Origin of the sequence: uncultured Sulfitobacter sp., from assembly GCF_947499945.1 — a bacterium.
Classification (GTDB): Bacteria; Pseudomonadota; Alphaproteobacteria; order Rhodobacterales; family Rhodobacteraceae; genus Sulfitobacter.
This window is the reverse complement of sequence record NZ_CANMQD010000001.1, coordinates 1500746-1520518: the sequence shown is the minus strand read 5'-3', so window position 1 is coordinate 1520518 and position 19773 is coordinate 1500746. Positions and strand designations below refer to the sequence as shown.

General features: G+C 54.8%; 20 protein-coding genes. 16 read left to right on the top strand and 4 right to left on the bottom strand.

Annotated features, from left to right (window positions below):
• Nucleotides 1-23: 23 nt before the first annotated feature.
• The 4 genes from Q0775_RS07590 (at nucleotide 24) to Q0775_RS07575 (ending at nucleotide 5554) form a co-directional block, all read left to right on the top strand.
• Complete coding sequence (locus Q0775_RS07590) at nucleotides 24-1865, top strand: ABC transporter ATP-binding protein (RefSeq protein ID WP_298858906.1); 1842 nt, start codon at nucleotides 24-26, stop codon at nucleotides 1863-1865.
• Complete coding sequence (locus Q0775_RS07585; protein ID WP_298858904.1) at nucleotides 1862-3694, top strand: ABC transporter ATP-binding protein; 1833 nt, start codon at nucleotides 1862-1864, stop codon at nucleotides 3692-3694. Before Q0775_RS07590 ends, Q0775_RS07585 begins: the two co-directional genes overlap by 4 nt.
• 39 nt (nucleotides 3695-3733) lie before the next feature.
• Nucleotides 3734-4951 (top strand): RsmD family RNA methyltransferase, encoded by a 1218-nt coding sequence (locus Q0775_RS07580; RefSeq protein WP_298858902.1) that lies wholly within the window; start codon nucleotides 3734-3736, stop codon nucleotides 4949-4951.
• A gap of 105 nt (nucleotides 4952-5056) precedes the next feature.
• On the top strand, nucleotides 5057-5554 hold the full coding sequence (locus Q0775_RS07575; RefSeq protein ID WP_298858900.1) for a L,D-transpeptidase family protein: 498 nt from the start codon (nucleotides 5057-5059) through the stop codon (nucleotides 5552-5554).
• 36 nt (nucleotides 5555-5590) lie between these two features.
• Here the strand turns inward: Q0775_RS07575 and Q0775_RS07570 are convergent, their stop codons facing one another.
• Nucleotides 5591-6100: a CAP domain-containing protein gene (locus tag Q0775_RS07570; RefSeq protein WP_298858898.1), complete on the bottom strand. Its 510-nt coding sequence runs from the start codon at nucleotides 6098-6100 to the stop codon at nucleotides 5591-5593.
• 165 nt (nucleotides 6101-6265) lie between these two features.
• On the opposite strand from Q0775_RS07570, the gene Q0775_RS07565 reads away from it, so the two are divergent.
• Together Q0775_RS07565 and Q0775_RS07560 are read left to right on the top strand one after the other, a co-directional pair.
• A complete protein-coding gene (locus tag Q0775_RS07565) occupies nucleotides 6266-6874 on the top strand; it encodes a L,D-transpeptidase (protein ID WP_298858896.1) in 609 nt (202 codons plus the stop codon).
• 147 nt (nucleotides 6875-7021) lie between these two features.
• Nucleotides 7022-7204 (top strand): hypothetical protein, encoded by a 183-nt coding sequence (locus Q0775_RS07560; protein ID WP_298858894.1) that lies wholly within the window; start codon nucleotides 7022-7024, stop codon nucleotides 7202-7204.
• Nucleotides 7205-7280: 76 nt separating this feature from the next.
• Here Q0775_RS07560 and hemH read toward each other — a convergent pair whose 3' ends face one another.
• A complete protein-coding gene (gene hemH, locus Q0775_RS07555) occupies nucleotides 7281-8345 on the bottom strand; it encodes a ferrochelatase (protein WP_298858893.1) in 1065 nt (354 codons plus the stop codon).
• A 51-nt stretch (nucleotides 8346-8396) separates the two neighbouring features.
• Nucleotides 8397-9197, bottom strand: coding sequence for a methyltransferase domain-containing protein (locus Q0775_RS07550; RefSeq protein ID WP_298858891.1), 801 nt, complete (start codon nucleotides 9195-9197; stop codon nucleotides 8397-8399).
• 27 nt (nucleotides 9198-9224) lie between these two features.
• Here Q0775_RS07550 and Q0775_RS07545 point away from each other — a divergent pair, with 27 nt between their 5' ends.
• From Q0775_RS07545 to Q0775_RS07530, 4 genes are read left to right on the top strand one after another with little or no spacing between them, the layout of a single operon-like run.
• Nucleotides 9225-9956 (top strand): ComF family protein, encoded by a 732-nt coding sequence (locus Q0775_RS07545; protein WP_298859984.1) that lies wholly within the window; start codon nucleotides 9225-9227, stop codon nucleotides 9954-9956.
• A gap of 35 nt (nucleotides 9957-9991) precedes the next feature.
• Nucleotides 9992-10249, top strand: coding sequence for a glutaredoxin 3 (gene grxC, locus Q0775_RS07540; RefSeq protein WP_298858889.1), 258 nt, complete (start codon nucleotides 9992-9994; stop codon nucleotides 10247-10249).
• The gene (locus tag Q0775_RS07535) at nucleotides 10246-11079 is read left to right on the top strand and encodes a carbon-nitrogen hydrolase family protein (RefSeq protein WP_298858887.1); all 834 of its coding nucleotides are present in this window, start codon (nucleotides 10246-10248) and stop codon (nucleotides 11077-11079) included. The genes grxC and Q0775_RS07535 overlap by 4 nt, the downstream gene beginning before the upstream one ends.
• A complete protein-coding gene (locus Q0775_RS07530) occupies nucleotides 11076-11510 on the top strand; it encodes a MarR family transcriptional regulator (protein ID WP_298858883.1) in 435 nt (144 codons plus the stop codon). Before Q0775_RS07535 ends, Q0775_RS07530 begins: the two co-directional genes overlap by 4 nt.
• On the opposite strand, the gene ubiG is transcribed toward Q0775_RS07530, so the two are convergent.
• Nucleotides 11507-12256 carry a bifunctional 2-polyprenyl-6-hydroxyphenol methylase/3-demethylubiquinol 3-O-methyltransferase UbiG gene (gene ubiG / locus Q0775_RS07525; RefSeq protein WP_298858882.1) on the bottom strand — a complete coding sequence of 250 codons (750 nt, stop codon included), beginning with the start codon at nucleotides 12254-12256 and terminating at the stop codon, nucleotides 11507-11509. The two genes, Q0775_RS07530 and ubiG, sit on opposite strands and share 4 nt — an antisense overlap.
• A gap of 50 nt (nucleotides 12257-12306) precedes the next feature.
• Between ubiG and pip the strand changes: the two genes are divergently transcribed.
• From pip to infB, 6 genes are all read left to right on the top strand, one after another.
• On the top strand, nucleotides 12307-13278 hold the full coding sequence (gene pip / locus Q0775_RS07520; protein WP_298858880.1) for a prolyl aminopeptidase: 972 nt from the start codon (nucleotides 12307-12309) through the stop codon (nucleotides 13276-13278).
• A complete protein-coding gene (locus tag Q0775_RS07515; RefSeq protein WP_298858878.1) occupies nucleotides 13275-14105 on the top strand; it encodes an ABC transporter substrate-binding protein in 831 nt (276 codons plus the stop codon). The genes pip and Q0775_RS07515 overlap by 4 nt, the downstream gene beginning before the upstream one ends.
• A gap of 123 nt (nucleotides 14106-14228) precedes the next feature.
• Nucleotides 14229-14807 (top strand): ribosome maturation factor RimP, encoded by a 579-nt coding sequence (gene rimP / locus Q0775_RS07510; RefSeq protein ID WP_298858876.1) that lies wholly within the window; start codon nucleotides 14229-14231, stop codon nucleotides 14805-14807.
• Nucleotides 14807-16420, top strand: a complete 1614-nt coding sequence (gene nusA / locus Q0775_RS07505) for a transcription termination factor NusA (RefSeq protein ID WP_298858875.1) — start codon at nucleotides 14807-14809, stop codon at nucleotides 16418-16420. Before rimP ends, nusA begins: the two co-directional genes overlap by 1 nt.
• Before the next feature lie 24 nt (nucleotides 16421-16444).
• Entirely contained in the window at nucleotides 16445-17065 is a 621-nt protein-coding gene (locus tag Q0775_RS07500) for an RNA-binding protein (protein ID WP_298858873.1), read from the top strand.
• A 9-nt stretch (nucleotides 17066-17074) separates the two neighbouring features.
• Entirely contained in the window at nucleotides 17075-19546 is a 2472-nt protein-coding gene (gene infB, locus Q0775_RS07495) for a translation initiation factor IF-2 (RefSeq protein ID WP_298858871.1), read from the top strand.
• The last annotated feature ends 227 nt before the right edge of the window (nucleotides 19547-19773 follow it).

The following is a 19773-nucleotide window of genomic DNA, read 5'->3' as shown; positions in this document are numbered from 1 at the left end:
CCCACTTATTTAAGGCTACGCGCATGTTTCGATTCTTTGAAAATCTGGTGAACCCCTACGTTGAGTATGAAAAGGAAGATCGTCCGCCACAGGATTTGTGGTCATTCTTCATGGGATACAGTCAGCCGTTCAAAAAGATTTTTGCGCTGACAGCATTTATGTCAATTGTCGTCGCCGCGATCGAGGTTGGCCTGATCTATTATATGGGGCGCATTGTCGACGTTCTGGAGCAAGGGCCCGAAAAAATGTGGGCACAGCATGGCACCGAGTTGATCATCGTCGCACTGTTTATCGTATTCTTGCGGCCAATCTTTCAGGCTTTTGATGTGGCGTTGATCAATAATGCGATCATGCCGAACTTTGGCACATTGATCCGTTGGCGTGCGCACCGTCAGGTTTTGCGGCAATCTGTGGGCTGGTTCGAGAATGACTTTGCGGGCCGTATCGCCAACCGCATCATGCAGACCCCGCCCGCGGCGGGCGAGGTTGTGTTCCAAGCCTTTGATGCGATCTCCTTTTCGTTGGCGTATCTTATTGGTGCGGCAATTTTATTGACCAATGCCGATCTGCGTCTGCTGCTGCCATTGGTGATCTGGTTCGCCTTGTATGTGCTGCTGTCGCGCTGGGCGATACGGCGGATTGGTCCCGCGTCAAAGGCTGCATCCGATGCACGTTCTGCCGTTACGGGGCGGGTGGTTGATGCCTATACCAATATCCATTCGGTCAAGATGTTCGCGCATCATGACCGTGAAGAGGAATATGCCAAAGAGGCGATTGAAGAAGCTCGTCGAACGTTTCAGATTGAGCAGCGCATTTTTACAAAAATGGATTTCTCTCTTGTCTTGCTCAATGGTCTTTTGATCGTCGGTGTTGTTGGCTGGGCCCTTGCGCTTTGGGTGCAAGGCGATGCCAGTGTGGGTACAGTTGCTGCCGCCGCCACGCTGACGCTGCGGCTCAATTCAATGACAGCGTGGATCATGTGGGCGCTCTCTGCATTCTTTCGACAGCTTGGCGTTGTTGCCGAAGGGATGGAGACAATTGCCCAGCCAATTACGCTTGTGGATGCCCCTGATGCAAAGCCGCTCCAGCTTAGCGATGGGCGGATCGAGATGACTGGGTTGAGCCATCACTACGGGCGCTCATCAGGTGGATTGAACGCAATCGATCTAGTGATTGAACCGGGACAAAAGGTCGGGCTTATCGGGCGTTCAGGTGCTGGAAAATCGACCCTACTTAAGCTTCTTTTACGGTTTTATGATGCAGAAGTGGGCCAGATTAAGATCGATGGCCAAGATATTACAGCCGTGACTCAGGACAGCCTTCGCCGCCAGATCGGCATGGTGCAACAAGACAGCGCATTGCTCCATCGTTCGGTTATGGAGAACATCCGCTATGGCCGCCCTGATGCAACCGAGGCGGAGGCAATGGAAGCGGCGCGACAAGCGGAAGCGCATGATTTCATCGGGGAGCTTCAAGACCCTGAAGGACGCATGGGATATGCCAGCCGTGTTGGGGAACGGGGCGTAAAGCTGTCAGGCGGTCAACGCCAGCGCGTAACCCTTGCGCGTGTCATTTTGAAAGACGCGCCAATTCTACTATTGGACGAAGCGACCAGCGCTCTTGATAGCGAAGTTGAAGCAGCGATCCAAAGCACGCTTTATGGTATGATGGAGGGTAAGACTGTGATCGCCATTGCGCACCGCTTGTCCACCATCGCCGAGATGGACCGCATTCTGGTTTTGGATGAGGGCCGCATTGTAGAGGATGGCAACCACGACGGGCTTTTGGCGGCAGGTGGGCTATATGCAAAATTCTGGGTCCGCCAATCGGGTGGCTTTCTGAAGACGGAAGACGACAACACGTGAACATTGGAAACTGGATCAACGCATTCCGCCCCGCCGACGGACCGCCGCCGCAGGAACTGGGGGCTTTTATGCGCTGGTGCTTGTCAGGTGCATGGCCCGCGCTTTGGTTGGCCGCGGCATTTTCTGCGATCGCTGGCGCATTAGAGGCTGGAACAGCGCTCATCCTTGGTTGGGTGATTGACGCCACGGTTGCGAGCGGGCCAGAGGCATTTTTTGATGGCCGCAACACGGCTGTCATCACTATCTCAATCGCGTTTTTCCTCATCGCGCGGCCTGTTTTATTTGGTCTATCTGCTGGATCGAATGCGATCATTGTTCAGCCAAACCTGAACCCGCTGGTGCTGTCGCGTTTGCATCGCTGGTCCTTGGGCCAGAACGTAAGCTTTTTTGATGACGATTTTGCAGGCCGCATTGCGCAAAAGCAAATGCAGACCGCGCGGGCTGTCACAGATGTCGCTGCCGAGATGATCAATGTGGTGGCCTTTGCGCTGGCATCCCTTGTTGGGTCTGTCCTGTTGCTCACGGCGATTAACGGTTGGGTTGCTTTTGGCTTGGCGGTTTGGTTGTTCTTCTACTTCGCGCTGATCAAGTGGTTCTTGCCGCGCATCAGGGTCCGCTCAGCAGCGCGCGCAGGTGCGCGCTCTTTGGTGTCGGGTCAGGTTGTGGACACAATTACCAATATCAAAACGGTCAAACTTTTTGCCCATGATGACCACGAGGACCGTGCCGCGTTGGATGCAATGCAAAGTTTCCGAAAACGGTCTTTGGACTACGGTTGGCTCGCGGCTGGCTTTCGTTTTTCGTTGATGAGTCTTGCGGGGATTCTGCCCGTATTGCTGATCGGCGCGACCGTGTTTTTGTGGCAGCGCAATATGGCAAGCGCGGGTGACATTGCTGCTGCGGGAGCGATTTCGATCCGCATTGCACAAATGACGGGCTGGGTTAGCTTTACGATGATGGCGATATACTCGAACATCGGCGAGATTGAGGATGGTATGCGCACCCTCACACCGCGCACACGGCTCGAAGATGCAATAGATGCCGAGGGTCTCGTTGCTGCAGGTGGAGAGGTCCATTTTGACGGCGTTCAATTTGCCTATGGCCGTGAAACTGGCGGAATCGAACAGATTGATCTGACCATTCGTGCCGGTGAAAAGCTGGGTGTTGTGGGGGCTTCTGGTGCGGGTAAGTCGACCTTGGTGGCGCTCATGCTTAGGCTCTATGAAGCGGAAAAGGGACGAATTCTGATTGATGGTCAGGATATCACTGACGTTACTCAAGAAAGCTTGCGACGTTCTATCGCGATGGTCACGCAGGAAACGGCGATGTTCAACCGCTCCGCACGGGAAAATATCATGTACGGCCGACCCGATGCCTCAGACGATGAGATGATAGCGGCCGCGAAACAGGCAGAAGCCCATGACTTCATCCTTCAGCTTGAGGATCACAAAGGGCGCACGGGATATGACGCCCATTTGGGGGAGCGCGGCGTGAAACTGTCAGGGGGGCAACGCCAGCGCATCGCACTTGCCCGAGCGATCATAAAAGATGCACCGATTCTAGTATTGGACGAGGCGACAAGTGCGCTTGATAGTGAGGTAGAGGCGTCTATCCAGTCTGCGTTGGAGCGTGTGATGGAAGGTAAGACCGTCATGGCAATCGCGCACCGGCTGTCCACCTTGCGGAAGATGGACAGAATCGTAGTTCTGGACGCAGGTCGGATTGCTGAGGCAGGCTCCCACGATGAGCTGCTCGCGCTTAAAGGTCTCTACGCGGGCTATTGGGAGCGCCAGTCGGGTGGCTTTCTTGACCTGAAGGCTGCTGAATAGGGGCTGGCGGCAGGACGCACACGGCGCTATGGCGGGAGCATGACAGAATATTGCATAAAAAGACTTGGTATTTTTGGGGACGGTATTGCCGAGGGTCCGGTATTTGTACCGATGACACTCCCCGGTGAAGTTGTGACAGGTACCCTAAACGGGACGATCCTGACCGATGTGAAGATCATCACCCCATCCGATGATCGCGTTGCTCCGCCTTGCAAGCATTTCAAATCCTGTGGCGGGTGCCAGCTTCAGCACGCTTCTGATGCTGTTGTTGAGGCGTTTAAGACCGATATTATTGCTCAGGCCTTGGCTGCGCAGGGGATCAAGACCGAGATCAGACCGATCGTAACGTCCCCCGCGCAATCGCGCCGCCGCGCCACCTTCGCTGCGCGCCGTACCAAGAAGGGGGCAATGTCGGGCTTTCATGGCCGCGCTTCTGACGCAGTGATCGAGATACCAGATTGTAAATTGGTTGAGCCTGAATTGCTTGCTGCGCGTTACATCGCAGAATCGCTGGCAGAGCTGGGTGGCAGCCGTAAAGCGACGCTTGCTGTGACGGTGACAACATCGCGGGTCGGCCTTGATGTGCAAGTAAGTGGGGGCAAGCCGATTGATGGACCACTCCGCATCACACTTGCAGCGCTGTGTGACACTCGCGGATTTGCGCGTCTGACGTGGGATGACGAAGTGATCGCCCAGCGCGCGCCACCCGTACAACGGTTTGGTGTGGCTGATGTGTGCCCGCCGCCCGGCGCTTTTATGCAGGCCACTGCGCATGGTGAGGCCCATCTACTTGCAGCGGTGCAGGAAGCGGTTGGTGATGCAAAACGTGTGATTGATCTGTTTGCAGGCTGCGGTACGTTCACCCTTCCGCTTGCTGAAAAAGCTGAGGTTTTTGCCGTTGAGGGCGACAAGCAGATGATGGCCGCGATGGATAAGGGGTGGCGTATGGCCAAAGGTCTTAAAACTGTCACCCATGTCGCACGCGATCTTTATCGTCGTCCGTTGTTGCCAGATGAGTTCAAGAAATATGATGCCGTGGTTATGGACCCGCCGCGTAATGGAGCGGAGGCACAAACAGCTGAATTGCTGCGTAGTGATATCAAGCGGGTCGCGTATGTCTCGTGCAACCCTGTCACGTTTGCACGGGATGTGTCGCAGATGATTTCGGGAGGTTTCACACTTGACTGGGTACAGCCTGTTGATCAATTCCGTTGGTCTTCGCATGTTGAGTTGGCTGCGCAACTTAGCCGCAACTGATCTACAAAAAATTGTGGCACACTATAATTGACAGCTTTGTGATCTGCGAGATTATTGATATGGTGTAGTCAATAATGATCCGACAACGGATAGAGGCAGCAGTGTATGAAACGTAGACATCTGATTTTGGGTGGCGCAGCAGTTGCGACCCTTGGGGCTTGCACCCCGAGCAAGTTCAAGCGCTATAATGGCCCTGAAGTGACTGGCATCGTCGTGAATAAGGGCGAGCGCAAAATGTATATTCTGAGCAATGATAAGGTGCTTAGAGAGCACGAAATCATGCTTGGCTTTGCTCCTGAAGGTCATAAGGTGATCGAAGGGGATGGCAGAACGCCCGAAGGTGTTTACAGAATTGATCGCCGCAACCCAAACAGCCGCTTTCATCTGTCTTTGGGGATTTCATACCCGAATGAAGAAGACATTAGAGTTGCAAATTCTCTAGGTAAATCACCCGGCGGCGAGATATTCATTCACGGACAAAAACATCCTTTGCGTAAGGATGAAGGTGATTGGACGTGGGGCTGCATTGCCATCACGAACAAAGAAATCGAAAAGCTGTATGCTATGGTGAAAGACGGAACGCCAATCGCGATTAATCCTTAGCTACTGGCACTCATGTGTTAGCTAAGGACGATTGCATCAGGTTCCGACGACCATCGTCCACCAGATTTTGCCGTTGTCTTCCTGAAACCACGAAAAACCCATTTTGCGTGCCTCTGGCGACATGATAATGCGGCGTGTGTCAGGCTGGCTCATCCATGCGCCGAGCGTTTCAAGTTCGCTCTCGTACGTCTCGGAAATGACTTCTCCCACCAGCGTGCCAGCAAAGCCGACACGGCGTACGCGGTCGACAGGGGAAGATCCGTCCGAGCCGAAGTGCCATGGACGGTTCTGAACCTGCATATCGCGGGAGTGGGTTGCAGCGGCGGCTGTAAGCTGCGAATCCAGCTCGACCTGAGTCAAGCCAGCGGCAGCGCGTAGTGAATTTACCGAATCGAGCATGCGAAACGGAATCTTATCTGCTTCACGCTGACTAATCTTATATGCCTTTGGAACAGGACGACCGTCAGCGCCCAGCGTGGGGGCAGCAGGTTGACAGGCAGACAGCGTCATAACTGTAACCAGTAAAAGAGTGAAAAGACGGATCATTACGCTACTCCAAGCCCAAATGTGTTGGTTTGCAATACATGCTGAGTTGCAACAGTTCAAACTCACTTCGCAGTGATCCGCCTATCTCACACTGGTTTGATTTGAAAACGTGTCTTTGTGGCAATATATGACACTCAATAGAGCTTTTTCAGCTGGAGACATAAAATGTCGAACAACACTTTTAAAATGAATACGCGCCGCGGATTCCTCGCGGGAAGCGCTGCAATGCTTGCAACACCTGCACTAGCGCAATCGTCAGATGTGAACAGCCTCGCTACAACCGAGACAGAGCGCGATGTGACCGAAGTGGTTCGTCGCAATATATCCAGCTTCCGCACGTTGAGCTGGCAGCCCTATTTTGACAATACAAAAAACGGTGCAATTCTTGTCGATATCGACAGCCGCGCTGTACACTATTGGTCTGAGGATCAGAGTGAGTACAAATTATACCCTTCCAGCGTTCCGCTGACGCAGGAACTCACGCGTCGTGGCCGTACTCAGGTAACGAAAATGGTCGTTGGCCCCAGCTGGCGCCCGACGCCTTCCATGCTAGAGCGTAATCCCGAATGGCCCAAGTTTATCGGACCTGGCCCTGATAACCCCCTTGGTACTCATGCAATGCACCTGAGCTGGACCTATTACCGGATCCACGGCACCCATGACACGCGCAAGATTGGTCGTCGCTCGTCCAACGGCTGCATCGGTCTGTATAATGAACACATCGCCGAGTTGTTTGGAAAATGCAAAGTCGGCACACAAGTGTTGCTTATTTGACGACATTATGGCGATATCCGTAATCGCTTGCTGAATGGATGTTCCCTTTGCTCGGGAGATGCTATTTAGAAAAAGTTACTACGAGGTATGTCTTAGGCGCATTTCATGCTGAGAATCGTGATGCGTCATCTTCTGGAGGTTATTACTATGAAAAAGTTCGTTCTTGCCGCTGCTCTGACAGTTGTTGCTTCTTCCGCGTTTGCTGGTTCGCTTGCAGACCCGATCATCGAAGCGCCAATCATTGTTGAAGAAGCGTCCAGCTCTTCTGCCGGCGTTCTGGTTCCACTCTTGCTTTTGGTTCTGGTCGCAGCAGCAGTTGCTACAGACTAAGATTTAGGCCTAGCCTAAACCAAAAAAGGCGGCGCATTGCGCCGCCTTTTTTGTATTCTCAAACAAGATAGTTGAACTAGATCCAGCCGGCAAGATTTTCACGGATGACATTCGACAGCGCAGTAATGTGCGCATCATCATCGTTGAGACATGGAATATAGGTAAAGTGCTCGCCGCCAGCTTCTTCAAAACTTTCGAAAATCTCTTCGTTGATCTCCTCTAATGTTTCGATGCAATCTGCAGAGAATGCTGGCGCACACACAGCGATGTTCTTTTTGCCTTGCTCTGCAAGACGCGCGACTTCTTCAACGGTGTAAGGCTGCAACCATTCCTCAGGCCCAAACTTGGACTGGAAGGTTGTTTTGATCTCCGTGTCATTCCAGCCCAGGCGTTCTTTGAGCAGGCGAGTCGTTTTTTGACACTGGCAGTGATAGGGGTCGCCCTCCATCAGGTAGCGCTTTGGTACACCGTGGTAGGAACAAACCAGAATATCGGGACGCGTTTCAAGTTCGGCGTATTTTGTCTCGATCGACTTGGCTAGGGCGTCGATATAGTCAGGGCGATCGAAATAGGGTTGAACGGTGCGGCTTGCAGGTTGCCATTTCTCTTTGGCCAATGCCTCGAAGAACTTGTCACAGGCGGTCGCTGATGTCGCACCCGCGTAGTGTGGATAGAGCGGGAAGAAAAGAATTTTTGTACATCCTGCTTTTACCAGCTTCTCAACCTTGCTTTGCGTCGAAGGATTGCCGTAGCGCATGCAATATTCGACCATGACATCATCGCCGTAGGTCTTTTGCATCTCGGTGGCGATCTTAGCGGTTTGTGCTTTGGTGATTGTGAGCAGCGGGCTCTCGTTGGCCTCTTCGTTCCAGATGGATTTGTAAGCGGCACCAGAGGTGAAGGGTCGCTTTGTCAGAATGACCAGTTGCAAGAGGGGCTGCCAAAGCCATGGGGAATAGTCGATGACACGGCGGTCCGACAGGAACTCGCCCAGATAGCGACGCATCGACCAATAGTCATAATTGTCAGGCGTCCCCAGATTGCCAACCAGCACACCAATCTTCGGGCGCGGCACGGGTGGGTGGTCCGCGTCTGCGTGGATGGGGCATGTTGCCGTCTCGGTGGGGCGCATATCTTTCATCGGACTATCCTGCATAGTGTGAGCCTTCACATAGTTAGATTTCACGCGGGGTCAATCGCGTAGGGGCTTTTCAGGCGTCCCGAGGGCATCGCTGAGCCGCTGTTGCGCGGATCCGGGACGCAAAGGTTTTGGCTGTGACGCGTCTGGAGACCAGCCTGTAATCACTTGCAGCTCAAAGCTGGCTTTCAAACGGCCAGAGGGTGCGGCAAAGTGGTCTGCATAGAGGTTTTGCGCCTTCTTGAACACAGTGCGGCGAGTTGGGTGACGCAATCGGGCAGTTAAGGCGTTGGTTTCACCCATTGCGCGCAAATCATGCATCAAATGCCAGATGTCGCGATATTCAGCGGTCAGCACGGCAGTATCCGCAACGGGAAGGGCAAACCCTGCACGTTGTAGCAGCCCACCTAGATCACGCAGTTCCGGCATTGGTGCGATACGCGGCGACAAGCCGCCAGTGACGGCAATCTCGGCCTCGCCCAGCGCGCGCCGCAACTCCTGTAATGTATCCCCACCCAAGCTAACGCCGATGAAAAGCCCGTCAGGTTTGAGTGCGCGGCGACATTGGATAAGCTGCCCGACAGGATCATTCGCCCAATGCAAGCCCATGACATGCGCGACCAGATCATGGGAGCCTGGAATAAGGTCCAGTGTTTCCACATCGGAAACAATCCTTGCCTCTGGAAACAATGGCGCCCAAAAATCGGTGAACCCCGTCACAATCGCCGGCGCGGTAAACGACTTATTAACCATATCCAGACGATCTTGAAGCTCATTCGCCGCAGCTTTGTGGAGAAACATTCCCTCAGGAGTTGTGCGAGTGCGGTGCGTATGCAGCGCGTGAGTATCTGTCATTGGTATGGTCATAGGGGAGGATATAGGCTGGTGCTGACACAACTTCAAACAGCAGTGTCGCTGATTTATCCGCCGCGCTGCATTACTTGCGGTGATACGGTCGAGAGTGACTTTGGCCTATGTGGGACATGCTGGCGCGATACCGCGTTTTTAGGCGGTATGATTTGTGACTGCTGCGGCGCACCTCTGCCCGCTGGTGGGGAGGGAGACGCCAATCATTGTGATGGCTGTATGCAATCCCCCAAACCGTGGGTGCAGGGCCGCGCCGCATTGATGTACCGCGATACGGGGCGGAAATTAGTTCTCGCACTCAAACATGGGGATAGGCAGGAGATGGCGCGTCCTGCAGGCCTTTGGATGGCAAATATGATGCGCGGTTTGGTGACGGAGGATGCGATTGTTGTGCCTGTGCCATTACATTGGTCGCGGCTGCTCAAGCGGCGTTACAATCAATCGGCGCTGTTGGCCAAGGTTGTCGCCGACAAGCTGAACCTCGAATGGTGCCCCGATGCGCTGGTGCGGTCACGGCGTACAGCCTCGCTTGACGGGATGAGCCATGATGCGCGGTTCAAAACCCTTGAGGACGCAATCCGCCCTCACCCTAAACGTGGTGCACTGCTCAAGCGCCGACCCGTCCTGCTTATTGATGATGTGATGACCACAGGGGCCACTTTGTCGGCCTGTACGCGGGCCTGTATGGATGCCTCCTCGGGCCCCGTGCGCGTTCTAACCCTAGCAAGAGCGGGCAAAGACGCTTAAATCCTTTTCCAACACCTGTTGAAAAGGACTGCGTGATGAAACCTGTCGAAATCTATACTTCTCCACTGTGCGGCTTTTGCCATGCTGCCAAGCGCCTATTGAGCCAGAAGGGCGTAAGCTTTTCCGAAGTGGATGTGTTGGCCAATCCTGATCGCAAACCCGAGATGATCCAGCGTGCAGGCGGCGCACGCACTGTGCCGCAGATTTTTGTGGGCGACATCCACGTGGGCGGTTGTGACGAGCTTCATGCGCTTGAGCGCGCAGGTAAACTTGACGCACTCCTCGCCGCATGAAAGCAGCGATCCTCCAGCTAAACGTGAGCGATGATCCGGCTGCCAATCTGGCTGTGACGCGTACGATGTTGGCGGATGCCGTGGCGCAGGGGGCAGAGTTTGTCCTCACGCCAGAAGTGACCAACTGTATTTCAACCAATCGGGATCACCAGCGCAGCGTGCTGTTTCATGAGGCCGACGATCCCACATTGGCAGCACTGCGCGAGGATGCAAAGGCGCATGGCATCTGGCTCTTGATCGGCTCTCTGGGTCTCAAGACGGATGATGCGGACGGGCGATTTGCCAACCGCTCTTTTCTGATTGATCCTACAGGCGAAATCAAAGCGCGTTACGACAAGATCCATATGTTCGACGTACGGGTCACACCGACCGAGACATATAGAGAATCATCAGCGTACCGCCCGGGCGAAAAAGCAGTGCTGGTAGCCATGCCTTTGGCCGATATCGGCATGACCATCTGCTATGACGTTCGTTTTCCCGCTCTTTATCAGACATTAGCCGAAGCGGGTGCGCAGATACTCACTGTTCCTTCTGCATTCTCTCCTGTGACAGGGGCCGCGCACTGGCACTCGCTGTTACGCGCCCGTGCAATTGAAACGGGCTGCTTTGTCATTGCACCCGCGCAAACGGGCACGCATGCCAGCGCTGCTCATAAAACACGCGATACCTACGGTCATTCGCTGGTTGTTACTCCATGGGGTGAGGTGATTCTAGACGCAGGTACTGATGCAGGGGTATATGTATTTGAGTTGGACATCGCGCAGGTTGAAGCGGCACGCGCGAAAGTCCCAAGCATGCGTCACAAACGCCCTTTCGACGGACCAATATGAGCGAAGATTCCCATACTCTTGCGATTATGCTGTTCAGCGAAGTGCTGGGCGCAGAGCAGATATTGCGCAATCGCCTGAGCAAGGTGCTGCCCAAGGGTATGGAAATCTCTCATTTTGCGGTGTTGAACAATCTTGCATGGCGTGATGTGGAACGCTCGCCCGCGCAACTGGCTGAGATTTTCCACGTCACACGCGGCGCCATGTCAAACACTCTGACGAAGCTGGAGTGGGCAGGATACATTCACATTCGTCCCGATTGGGATGATGCGCGGCGCAAAGTGGTCAGTATTAGCCCCGCAGGCCGTCAGGCCCGCGAGGATGCATTGGGTAAGATCGCGCCCATGATCACCAAAGTGGTTGATGATCTGGGTGAGGATAAGGTGCGCGCCGCGCTGCCGATCCTGCGCGAGCTGCGAAACCAGATTGATTAGGCTTTAGGCTTCAGGCTCGCTGTGACGTAGTTCACGCTGAGGTCCTTTGCCGACAGGCTCCAGCTCCACATAATGGGATTAAAGACGAAACCCTTACGATCCACAGGCTCCAGACCTGCTTCTTCCAACAGCTTGAACAACTCGTCCGGCGTGATAAATTTTGACCACTCATGTGTCCCTTTGGGCAGCCAACGCATGACATGCTCCGCGCCAATGATCGCCATGAGATAGGATTTTGCATTGCGATTTATAGTTGAGCAGATGTGCAGCCCGCCGGGTTTGAGCAGCTGACGACAAGCCGTTAGATAGCTAATGGGGGAGGCGACATGCTCAACCACTTCCATGTTCAAAACCACATCGAACTGCTCACCCGCTTCGGCCAATGCCTCTGCCGTGGTGTGGCGATAGTCGATCTCAAGCCCTGACTGCTCCGCGTGAACTTGGGCAACAGGGATATTTCCTGCGGCCGCATCCGCACCGATCACAGTTGCACCCAAACGCGCCATTGGCTCTGCCAGCAAACCACCGCCACAGCCGATGTCGAGGATGCGCAGACCCTTGAACGGCTCGGGCGCGGTAAGGTCGCGGTCAAACTCTCCCGCGATTTGGTTGGTGATGTAATCAAGGCGGCAGGGGTTTAGCATGTGCAACGGCTTGAACTTGCCTTCGGTATCCCACCATTCGGCGGCCATGGCTTCGAACTTTGCGACTTCGCCGTCGTCAACGGTGCTTTGATGCGCTTGCATTTTGGACGCTCCTGTATTCAATGTCTGATCTCAAGCTATATAGGCTGCTAATGGATAAGACCCACGATCAAAAGCGCGCAGTGCAATATCTGTACCCCCCGATTGACCCGTTCGACCGGCGGATGCTGCCTGTGGGCCAAGGGCATGATGTCTATGTAGAGCAGTGCGGCAACCCGAACGGTATCCCTGTTGTGGTCCTGCATGGTGGCCCCGGCGGTGGGTGTAGCCCGTCGATGCGGCGTTATTTCAACCCAGCAATTTTTCGCATTATCCTGTTTGATCAGCGTGGTTGCGGGCGCTCAACGCCGCATGCATCGTGCACAGACAACACCACTTGGCACCTTGTTGCTGATATCGAGCTGATTCGCGAAACGCTGGGGATTGCGCAATGGGTCGTCTTTGGCGGCAGTTGGGGTGCGACACTTTCGCTAATCTATGCCCAGAGCCATCCAGCGGCGGTGCGCAATATCGTACTGCGCGGCGTCTTTCTTATGACGCAGGTCGAGCTTGATTGGTTCTATGGCGGCGGTGCTGGTAAATTCTGGCCCGAAGTCTGGGACAAGTTCACCGCGATTGTGCCGCAGGACGAGCGGGATGATTATATCAAGGCGTATCACCGTCGGCTGTTCTCTGACGATATGAACCAGCAGACCCGCTACGCCCGTGCTTGGTCGGGATGGGAAAACGCGCTCGCCTCGATCTCCTCCACAGGGCAGATGATGGAAGGACCGGGGGAGTATGCCCGTGCTTTTGCGCGGCTTGAGAATCACTATTTCATCAACAACGGGTTTCTGGAGTATGATGGCCAGATCCTTGCCCAGATGGACCGCATCGCGCATATACCCGGCGTAATCGTGCAGGGGCGATATGACATGATATGTCCCCCTGGCAGCGCCCACTCCATCGCAAAGGTATGGCCCAAGGCCGAACTCAAGATGGTGCGCAATGCGGGCCACGCCCTGTCAGAGCCGGGGATCAGTGCCGAACTGGTCCGTGCTATGGACAGGATCGCAGTTACATGAGCCGCAAACCCCTTGATCGCCGTGCGTTGTTTTCCAGTGCTGCCGCTGCTGCATTGCTTGCTGCGACAGGGGTGAGTGCTGGTCCGTTACCACAGCGGGGCGGCAAGCTGCGGCTTGCACTATCTGGCGCGGCTCGCAGTGATGATTGGACCCGTGGCGATGGGTTGTTTATGCAGGTTGCCCGCCTTGGCGTTGTCTATGAGGCGCTGACCGAAGTGGCTGCTGACGGAACCTTGCGCGGGGAGTTGGCGGTAGCGTGGAACAGTTCCACAGATTCCCGCATCTGGACGTTTGATTTGCGAAATGGCGTTACTTTTCATGATGGTACGTCGTTTACGGCTTATGATGTAGTACATAGCCTTGCAGCGTTGGGCGATGTCCGTGCGCTTGCGCAGGCCAGCGTAGAGGTTACACTGACTGATCCTGATCCTGATTTTCCATTCAAGTTGAGCAATGCCACAAACATTATTCGCCCTGCGCACGATGCTCAGGGGGGTATTGGCACGGGCCTTTACCGCGTGCGTCGGTTTGCGGCAGGTCAGCAGCTGTTGGCGGAGCGTGTCGCGACACATTGGAAAGACGGGCAGGCGGGATGGTTTGACGAGGTCGAGCTTGTCTCGATCCCTTCCTCTGCGGTGCGTGCGCAGGCTGTCGCCGAGTATCTGGTGGACGGCGCCGATATCGCTGATGCCTCCGTGCTGACCGGACTGAACGATATTGCGGTATGGGACGGTATTGCTGTCGCACGCAGCGTGGCAATGCCCATGACACTGGGGCGTGGCGTGTTTGACGATCTGCGTGCCGCCCAGCGGTGGTGGGGGGCTTGATGTTCTGCCGCACCGCGCGTATATGAACTTTAACAGCGTGTCGCTCGGGTCCAAACCAAGCGCCCATCGAAACCACGAACGGGCCGCGCGCCCGTTTTTTTGTGCCTGAACCTAAGTGAGAATATGAACAACGATCTGATCGCAAAAGCAGCTATGGACCGGCGCCTCGCCGAGATCATTACCCCCGTCATTGAAGACATGGGGTATGAGCTGGTGCGCGTACGCTTGATGAGCGGTAAGACCTCTACCTTGCAGATCATGGCGGACAAGCCTGACGGCGGGATCGAAGTGGACGATCTGGCGCAGATCAGCACTGCTGTTGGTGCCGTGCTTGATGTGGAAGATCCGATTATTGACGAATATGCGCTTGAGGTTTCCAGCCCGGGTATCGACCGTCCCCTGACACGCCTCAAGGATTTTACGAATTTCGAGGGCTATGAGGCCAAGATCGAAACCGATGATCTGATCGACGGGCGTCGCCGTTTCAAAGGTGAGCTTGCGGGTGTTGAGGGGGGCGAAGTTCTCATCAACATCGAGGAAGGCACTGTTGGCCTGAAATTCGAATGGCTGACAGATGCCAAGCTGGTCCTGACAGACGAGCTGATCAAAGAAATGCTACGCCAGCGCAAAGCGTCCGGCGTAATCGACGAGACTCAATTTGACGAAGTTCAGACGCACCTGTCTGACGAGGGAGAAAAATAATGGCCATTACATCCGCAAACCAGCTTGAGCTTTTGCAAACTGCCGAAGCTGTTGCCCGTGAAAAGATGATCGATCCCGTGCTGGTGATCGAAGCGATGGAAGAGTCCCTCGCGCGCGCAGCCAAGTCCCGCTATGGCGCGGAAATGGACATCCGCGTAGAGATTGACCGCAAAACAGGCCGCGCGACATTTACTCGTGTGCGCACAGTTGTGGCGGATGATGAGCTTGAAAATTATCAGGCGGAGTTCACTGTTGCTCAAGCCAAAGAATATATGGCTGATCCGCAGGTTGGTCAGGAATTCATCGAAGAAGTGCCGCCGGTAGAGATGGGCCGCATCGCAGCACAATCTGCTAAGCAGGTTATCTTACAGAAGGTCCGCGAAGCCGAGCGTGACCGTCAGTATGAAGAATTCAAAGACCGCGCAGGCACGATCATCAATGGTTTGGTCAAGCGTGAAGAGTACGGCAACGTCATCGTCGATGTGGGCGCCGGTGAAGCGATCCTGCGCCGCAACGAGAAGATCGGCCGCGAATCGTATCGCCCGAACGACCGTATCCGCGTTTATATCAAGGAAGTACGTCGCGAGCAGCGCGGTCCGCAGATTTTCCTGAGTCGTACAGCGCCCGAGTTCATGGCTGAGTTGTTCAAGATGGAAGTGCCAGAAATCTATGACGGTATCATCGAGATCAAAGCGGTTGCGCGTGATCCGGGTTCCCGCGCCAAGATTGCCGTGATTTCCTATGATAACTCCATCGACCCTGTCGGTGCTTGTGTTGGTATGCGCGGTAGCCGCGTTCAGGCCGTCGTGAACGAGCTTCAAGGTGAAAAGATCGACATCATTCCATGGAATGAAGACACGCCAACATTCCTTGTGAACGCCCTTCAGCCCGCCGAGGTGTCCAAAGTTGTTCTGGACGAAGAAGCTGGTAAAATCGAAGTCGTTGTTCCCGAAGAGCAGTTGAGTCTTGCGATTGGTCGTCGTGGCCAAAACGTACGTCTGGCAAGCCAGCTTACCGGCCTCGACATCGACATCATGACAGAAGAGCAGGAATCTGAGCGCCGTCAGGCCGAGTTTGAATTGCGCACTAAATTGTTCATGGATAACCTTGATCTGGACGAATTCTTTGCCCAGCTTCTGGTGTCCGAAGGCTTCACCAGCCTTGAAGAAGTCGCCTATGTCGAAGTGGGTGAACTGTTGGTTATCGACGGCGTCGATGAAGCGACCGCAGGCGAGTTGCAGGCCCGTGCCCGAGACGTGCTTGAGGCGCAGAATAAGGCCGCGCTTGATGCGGCCCGCGCGCTGGGCGCCGAGGATAGCCTGATCAACTTTGAAGGTCTAACGCCACAGATGGTCGAAGCTCTTGCCAAAGATGATGTGAAAACGCTTGAGGATTTCGCGACTTGCGCGGATTGGGAACTGGCCGGTGGCTGGACCACAGAAAACGGCGAGCGCGTTAAGGATGACGGCACGCTTGAGCCTTTTGAGATGACGCTTGAAGAAGCGCAGGCGATGATTATGACAGCCCGTGTTATGCTGGGCTGGGTAGATCCTGCGGATATTGAAGCAGATGCCGAAGGTGATGTTGAAACAGACGAGGAGGCCGAGGCCTGATCGTAGGTCTCGGGTAGAACCAGCATGGGACGCGGTGGCGCATCCAAAGATCGCGAGAGCGGCGAAGAACGTAAGTGCCTTGCCACAGGTGAGGTGCAACCAAAATATAGGTTGATACGTTTCGTTATTGGTCCTGAGGGTCAGGTATTTGCTGACGTAATGGGCAAATTGCCTGGGCGTGGCATGTGGGTGAGTGCGGATCGTGACGCGCTTGAGTTGGCTGTAAAGAAAGGGTTGTTCTCGCGTAGCGCGAAGCAACCTGTTAAAATACCAGAGAATCTGGTGGATGAAGTTGAAAAGCAGTTGGCCCGCCGTGTGGTGGACCTTATCTCGATGCAGCGAAAAGCGGGTAAAGCCGTCGCAGGCTATGAGAAGGTCAAGAGCTGGCTGCAAACGGAAGAAGCTTTAGTGTTGATCCAAGCTGTGGACGGATCAGGACGCGGCAAATCAAAACTGAGCACTCCGCATTATGGACACTATATCGGGTGTCTGACGGCGGATGAATTGGGTTTGGCATTCGGTCGCCAAACTGTGATACATGGGGCGCTCGCCTCTGGTGGACTCACTCTGCGTGTTGTAGAGGAAGCCCATAGGTTGAACGGCGTGCGCAAAAACGAGGCTGGTATCGACCAGCCGAAAGGATAGACGAGCTAGATGAGCGATAATGACGGCAGAAAAACACTGGGCCTCGGCGGCTCACGTCCAAGCAATGTAAAGCAAAGCTTTAGCCATGGGCGGACCAAGAACGTAGTCGTGGAGACCAAGCGCAAGCGCGTTGTGGTGCCCAAGCCTGGTGGCCAAAAGCCAAGTGGCCCCGGTGCGGGTCCAGTAGGCGACCCTTCCAAGCGTCCCGCAGGTATTACTGATTCCGAAATGGAACGTCGCCTGAAGGCTGTACAAGCTGCAAAATCGCGTGAGGTCGAAGAGGCCGCCGCGCGTGAAGCAGAAGAAAAAGCACGTGCAGAAGACCGCGAGCGCCGCCGCGCCGAGATCGAAGCCAAAGAGGCCGAGGATCGCCAACGCGAGGAAAGCCTTAAGGCGAAAGCCGAAGAGGAAGAACGCGCTAAGCGTGAAGCCGAGGCAGATGCACAAGCGGCAGCAAGTCCGAAGGCAGAGCCGGCGGCAGCGCGTGCTGCCCCAAACAAAGCACTTCCCGCTGCCACACCCCGCAAGACAGAGCGTGACCGCGAGGAAACCAACAAGAAGAACCGTCAGGACGATGATCGTCGCTCAGGTAAGCTGACCGTCAATCAGGCACTTCGTGGCGGTGAGGGCGGTCGTCAACGCTCCATGGCGCAGATGAAGCGCAAGCAGGATCGCGCCCGTGCGAAAGCAATGGGCGGCAATGTTGAGCGCGAGAAGATTATTCGCGACGTTCAGTTGCCTCCAGCGATTATGGTGTCCGAACTTGCCGCGCGTATGGCAGAGAAGACGGGCGCTGTTGTCAAAGCACTGATGCAGTCTGGCCTTATGGTTACGCAGAACGAAACGATTGATGCAGATACCGCAGAGCTGATCATCGAGGAGTTCGGCCACAAGGTTGTCCGTGTCTCGGACGCTGATGTTGAAGACGTGATCAAGCTGGAAGAAGATGATGAGGCCGATCTGGTAGGTCGCCCCCCTGTCATCACTATTATGGGTCACGTTGATCACGGTAAAACATCCTTGCTGGATGCGATCCGTAAGGCGAAAGTTGTTGCTGGCGAAGCCGGTGGTATCACCCAGCACATCGGTGCCTATCAGGTCACAACCGAAGGCGGACAGGTTTTGTCCTTCCTTGATACACCAGGTCACGCTGCCTTTACCTCCATGCGCTCACGCGGTGCACAGGTAACGGACATCGTGGTTCTGGTTGTTGCGGCGGACGATGCTGTTATGCCGCAAACGATTGAAGCCATCGCCCATGCGAAAGCAGCTAAAGTGCCGATGATTGTGGCGATCAACAAGGTCGACAAACCATCGGCTGATCCTGACAAAGTGCGCGCAGCTTTGCTCCAGCACGAAGTCATCGTCGAGAAGATGTCCGGCGATGTGCAGGACGTTGAAGTGTCTGCGATCACAGGCCAGGGTCTTGATGAGTTGCTCGAAGCGATCGCGCTACAGTCCGAGATCCTTGAGCTGAAAGCGAACCCGAACCGCGCTGCCGTTGGTGCCGTGATCGAGGCGAAGCTGGATGTGGGTCGCGGTCCTGTCGCCACGGTTCTGGTTCAGAATGGTACGCTGCGCACGGGTGACATCTTTGTTGTGGGTGAGCAGTACGGTAAGGTTCGTGCGCTGATCGACGATCAAGGTAACCGCATCAAAGAAGCCGGTCCCTCGGTTCCTGTCGAGGTTCTTGGCCTCAACGGCACACCAGAGGCAGGCGATGTTCTCAACGTGACCGAGACTGAAGCACAGGCGCGTGAGATCGCGGAATATCGTGCAAACGCTGCAAAAGACAAACGTGCAGCACTTGGCGCGGCGACAACTCTTGAGCAGCTTATGGCAAATGCCAAAGCGGATGAGGACGTGTCCGAGCTTCCAATCTTGGTCAAAGCGGACGTGCAGGGTTCTGCCGAAGCGATTGTTCAGGCGATGGAGAAAATCGGCAACGACGAAGTTCGCGTTCGTGTCCTACACTCTGGTGTTGGCGCGATTACCGAGACGGATGTTGGTCTGGCCGAGGCGTCAGGCGCGCCGATCATGGGCTTTAACGTCCGTGCAAACGCATCTGCGCGTAACACCGCCAACCAGAAAGGTGTCGAAATCCGTTATTATTCGATCATCTACGATCTGGTGAACGATGTGAAGGCGGCGGCATCTGGACTGCTCAGCAACGAGATCAAGGAAACCTTTATTGGCTATGCCACGATCAAAGAGGTCTTCAAGGTTACGGGTATCGGCAAAGTCGCTGGTTGTCTGGTTACCGAAGGGGTGGCACGCCGCTCTGCGGGTGTACGTCTGCTGCGCGACAACGTGGTTATCCACGAAGGGACGCTCAAGACGCTCAAGCGCTTCAAGGACGAAGTGCCAGAAGTCCAGTCTGGTCAAGAATGTGGTATGGCGTTCGAGAACTACGATGATATTCGTCCCGACGATGTGATCGAAATCTTCACACGTGAAGAAGTGACTCGTACGCTGGCCTAAGCGAGGCTTTATACAAATAGAAAAAGGGACGGTGTTTGCACCGTCCCTTTTTTAATGTCTTGATATCACTATGCTTACTTTTTCGTGACGGGAACGCCGGAATATATCGTGTTATCTACCTTAACAGCAATACGGCCATCTGGCATTGAACGAACGAATGTTCCCTGAATGGAAACGCAGCTTCCTAGTGTGATTGTACGTAGCATTTTAAATCCTCCCCAGAACCA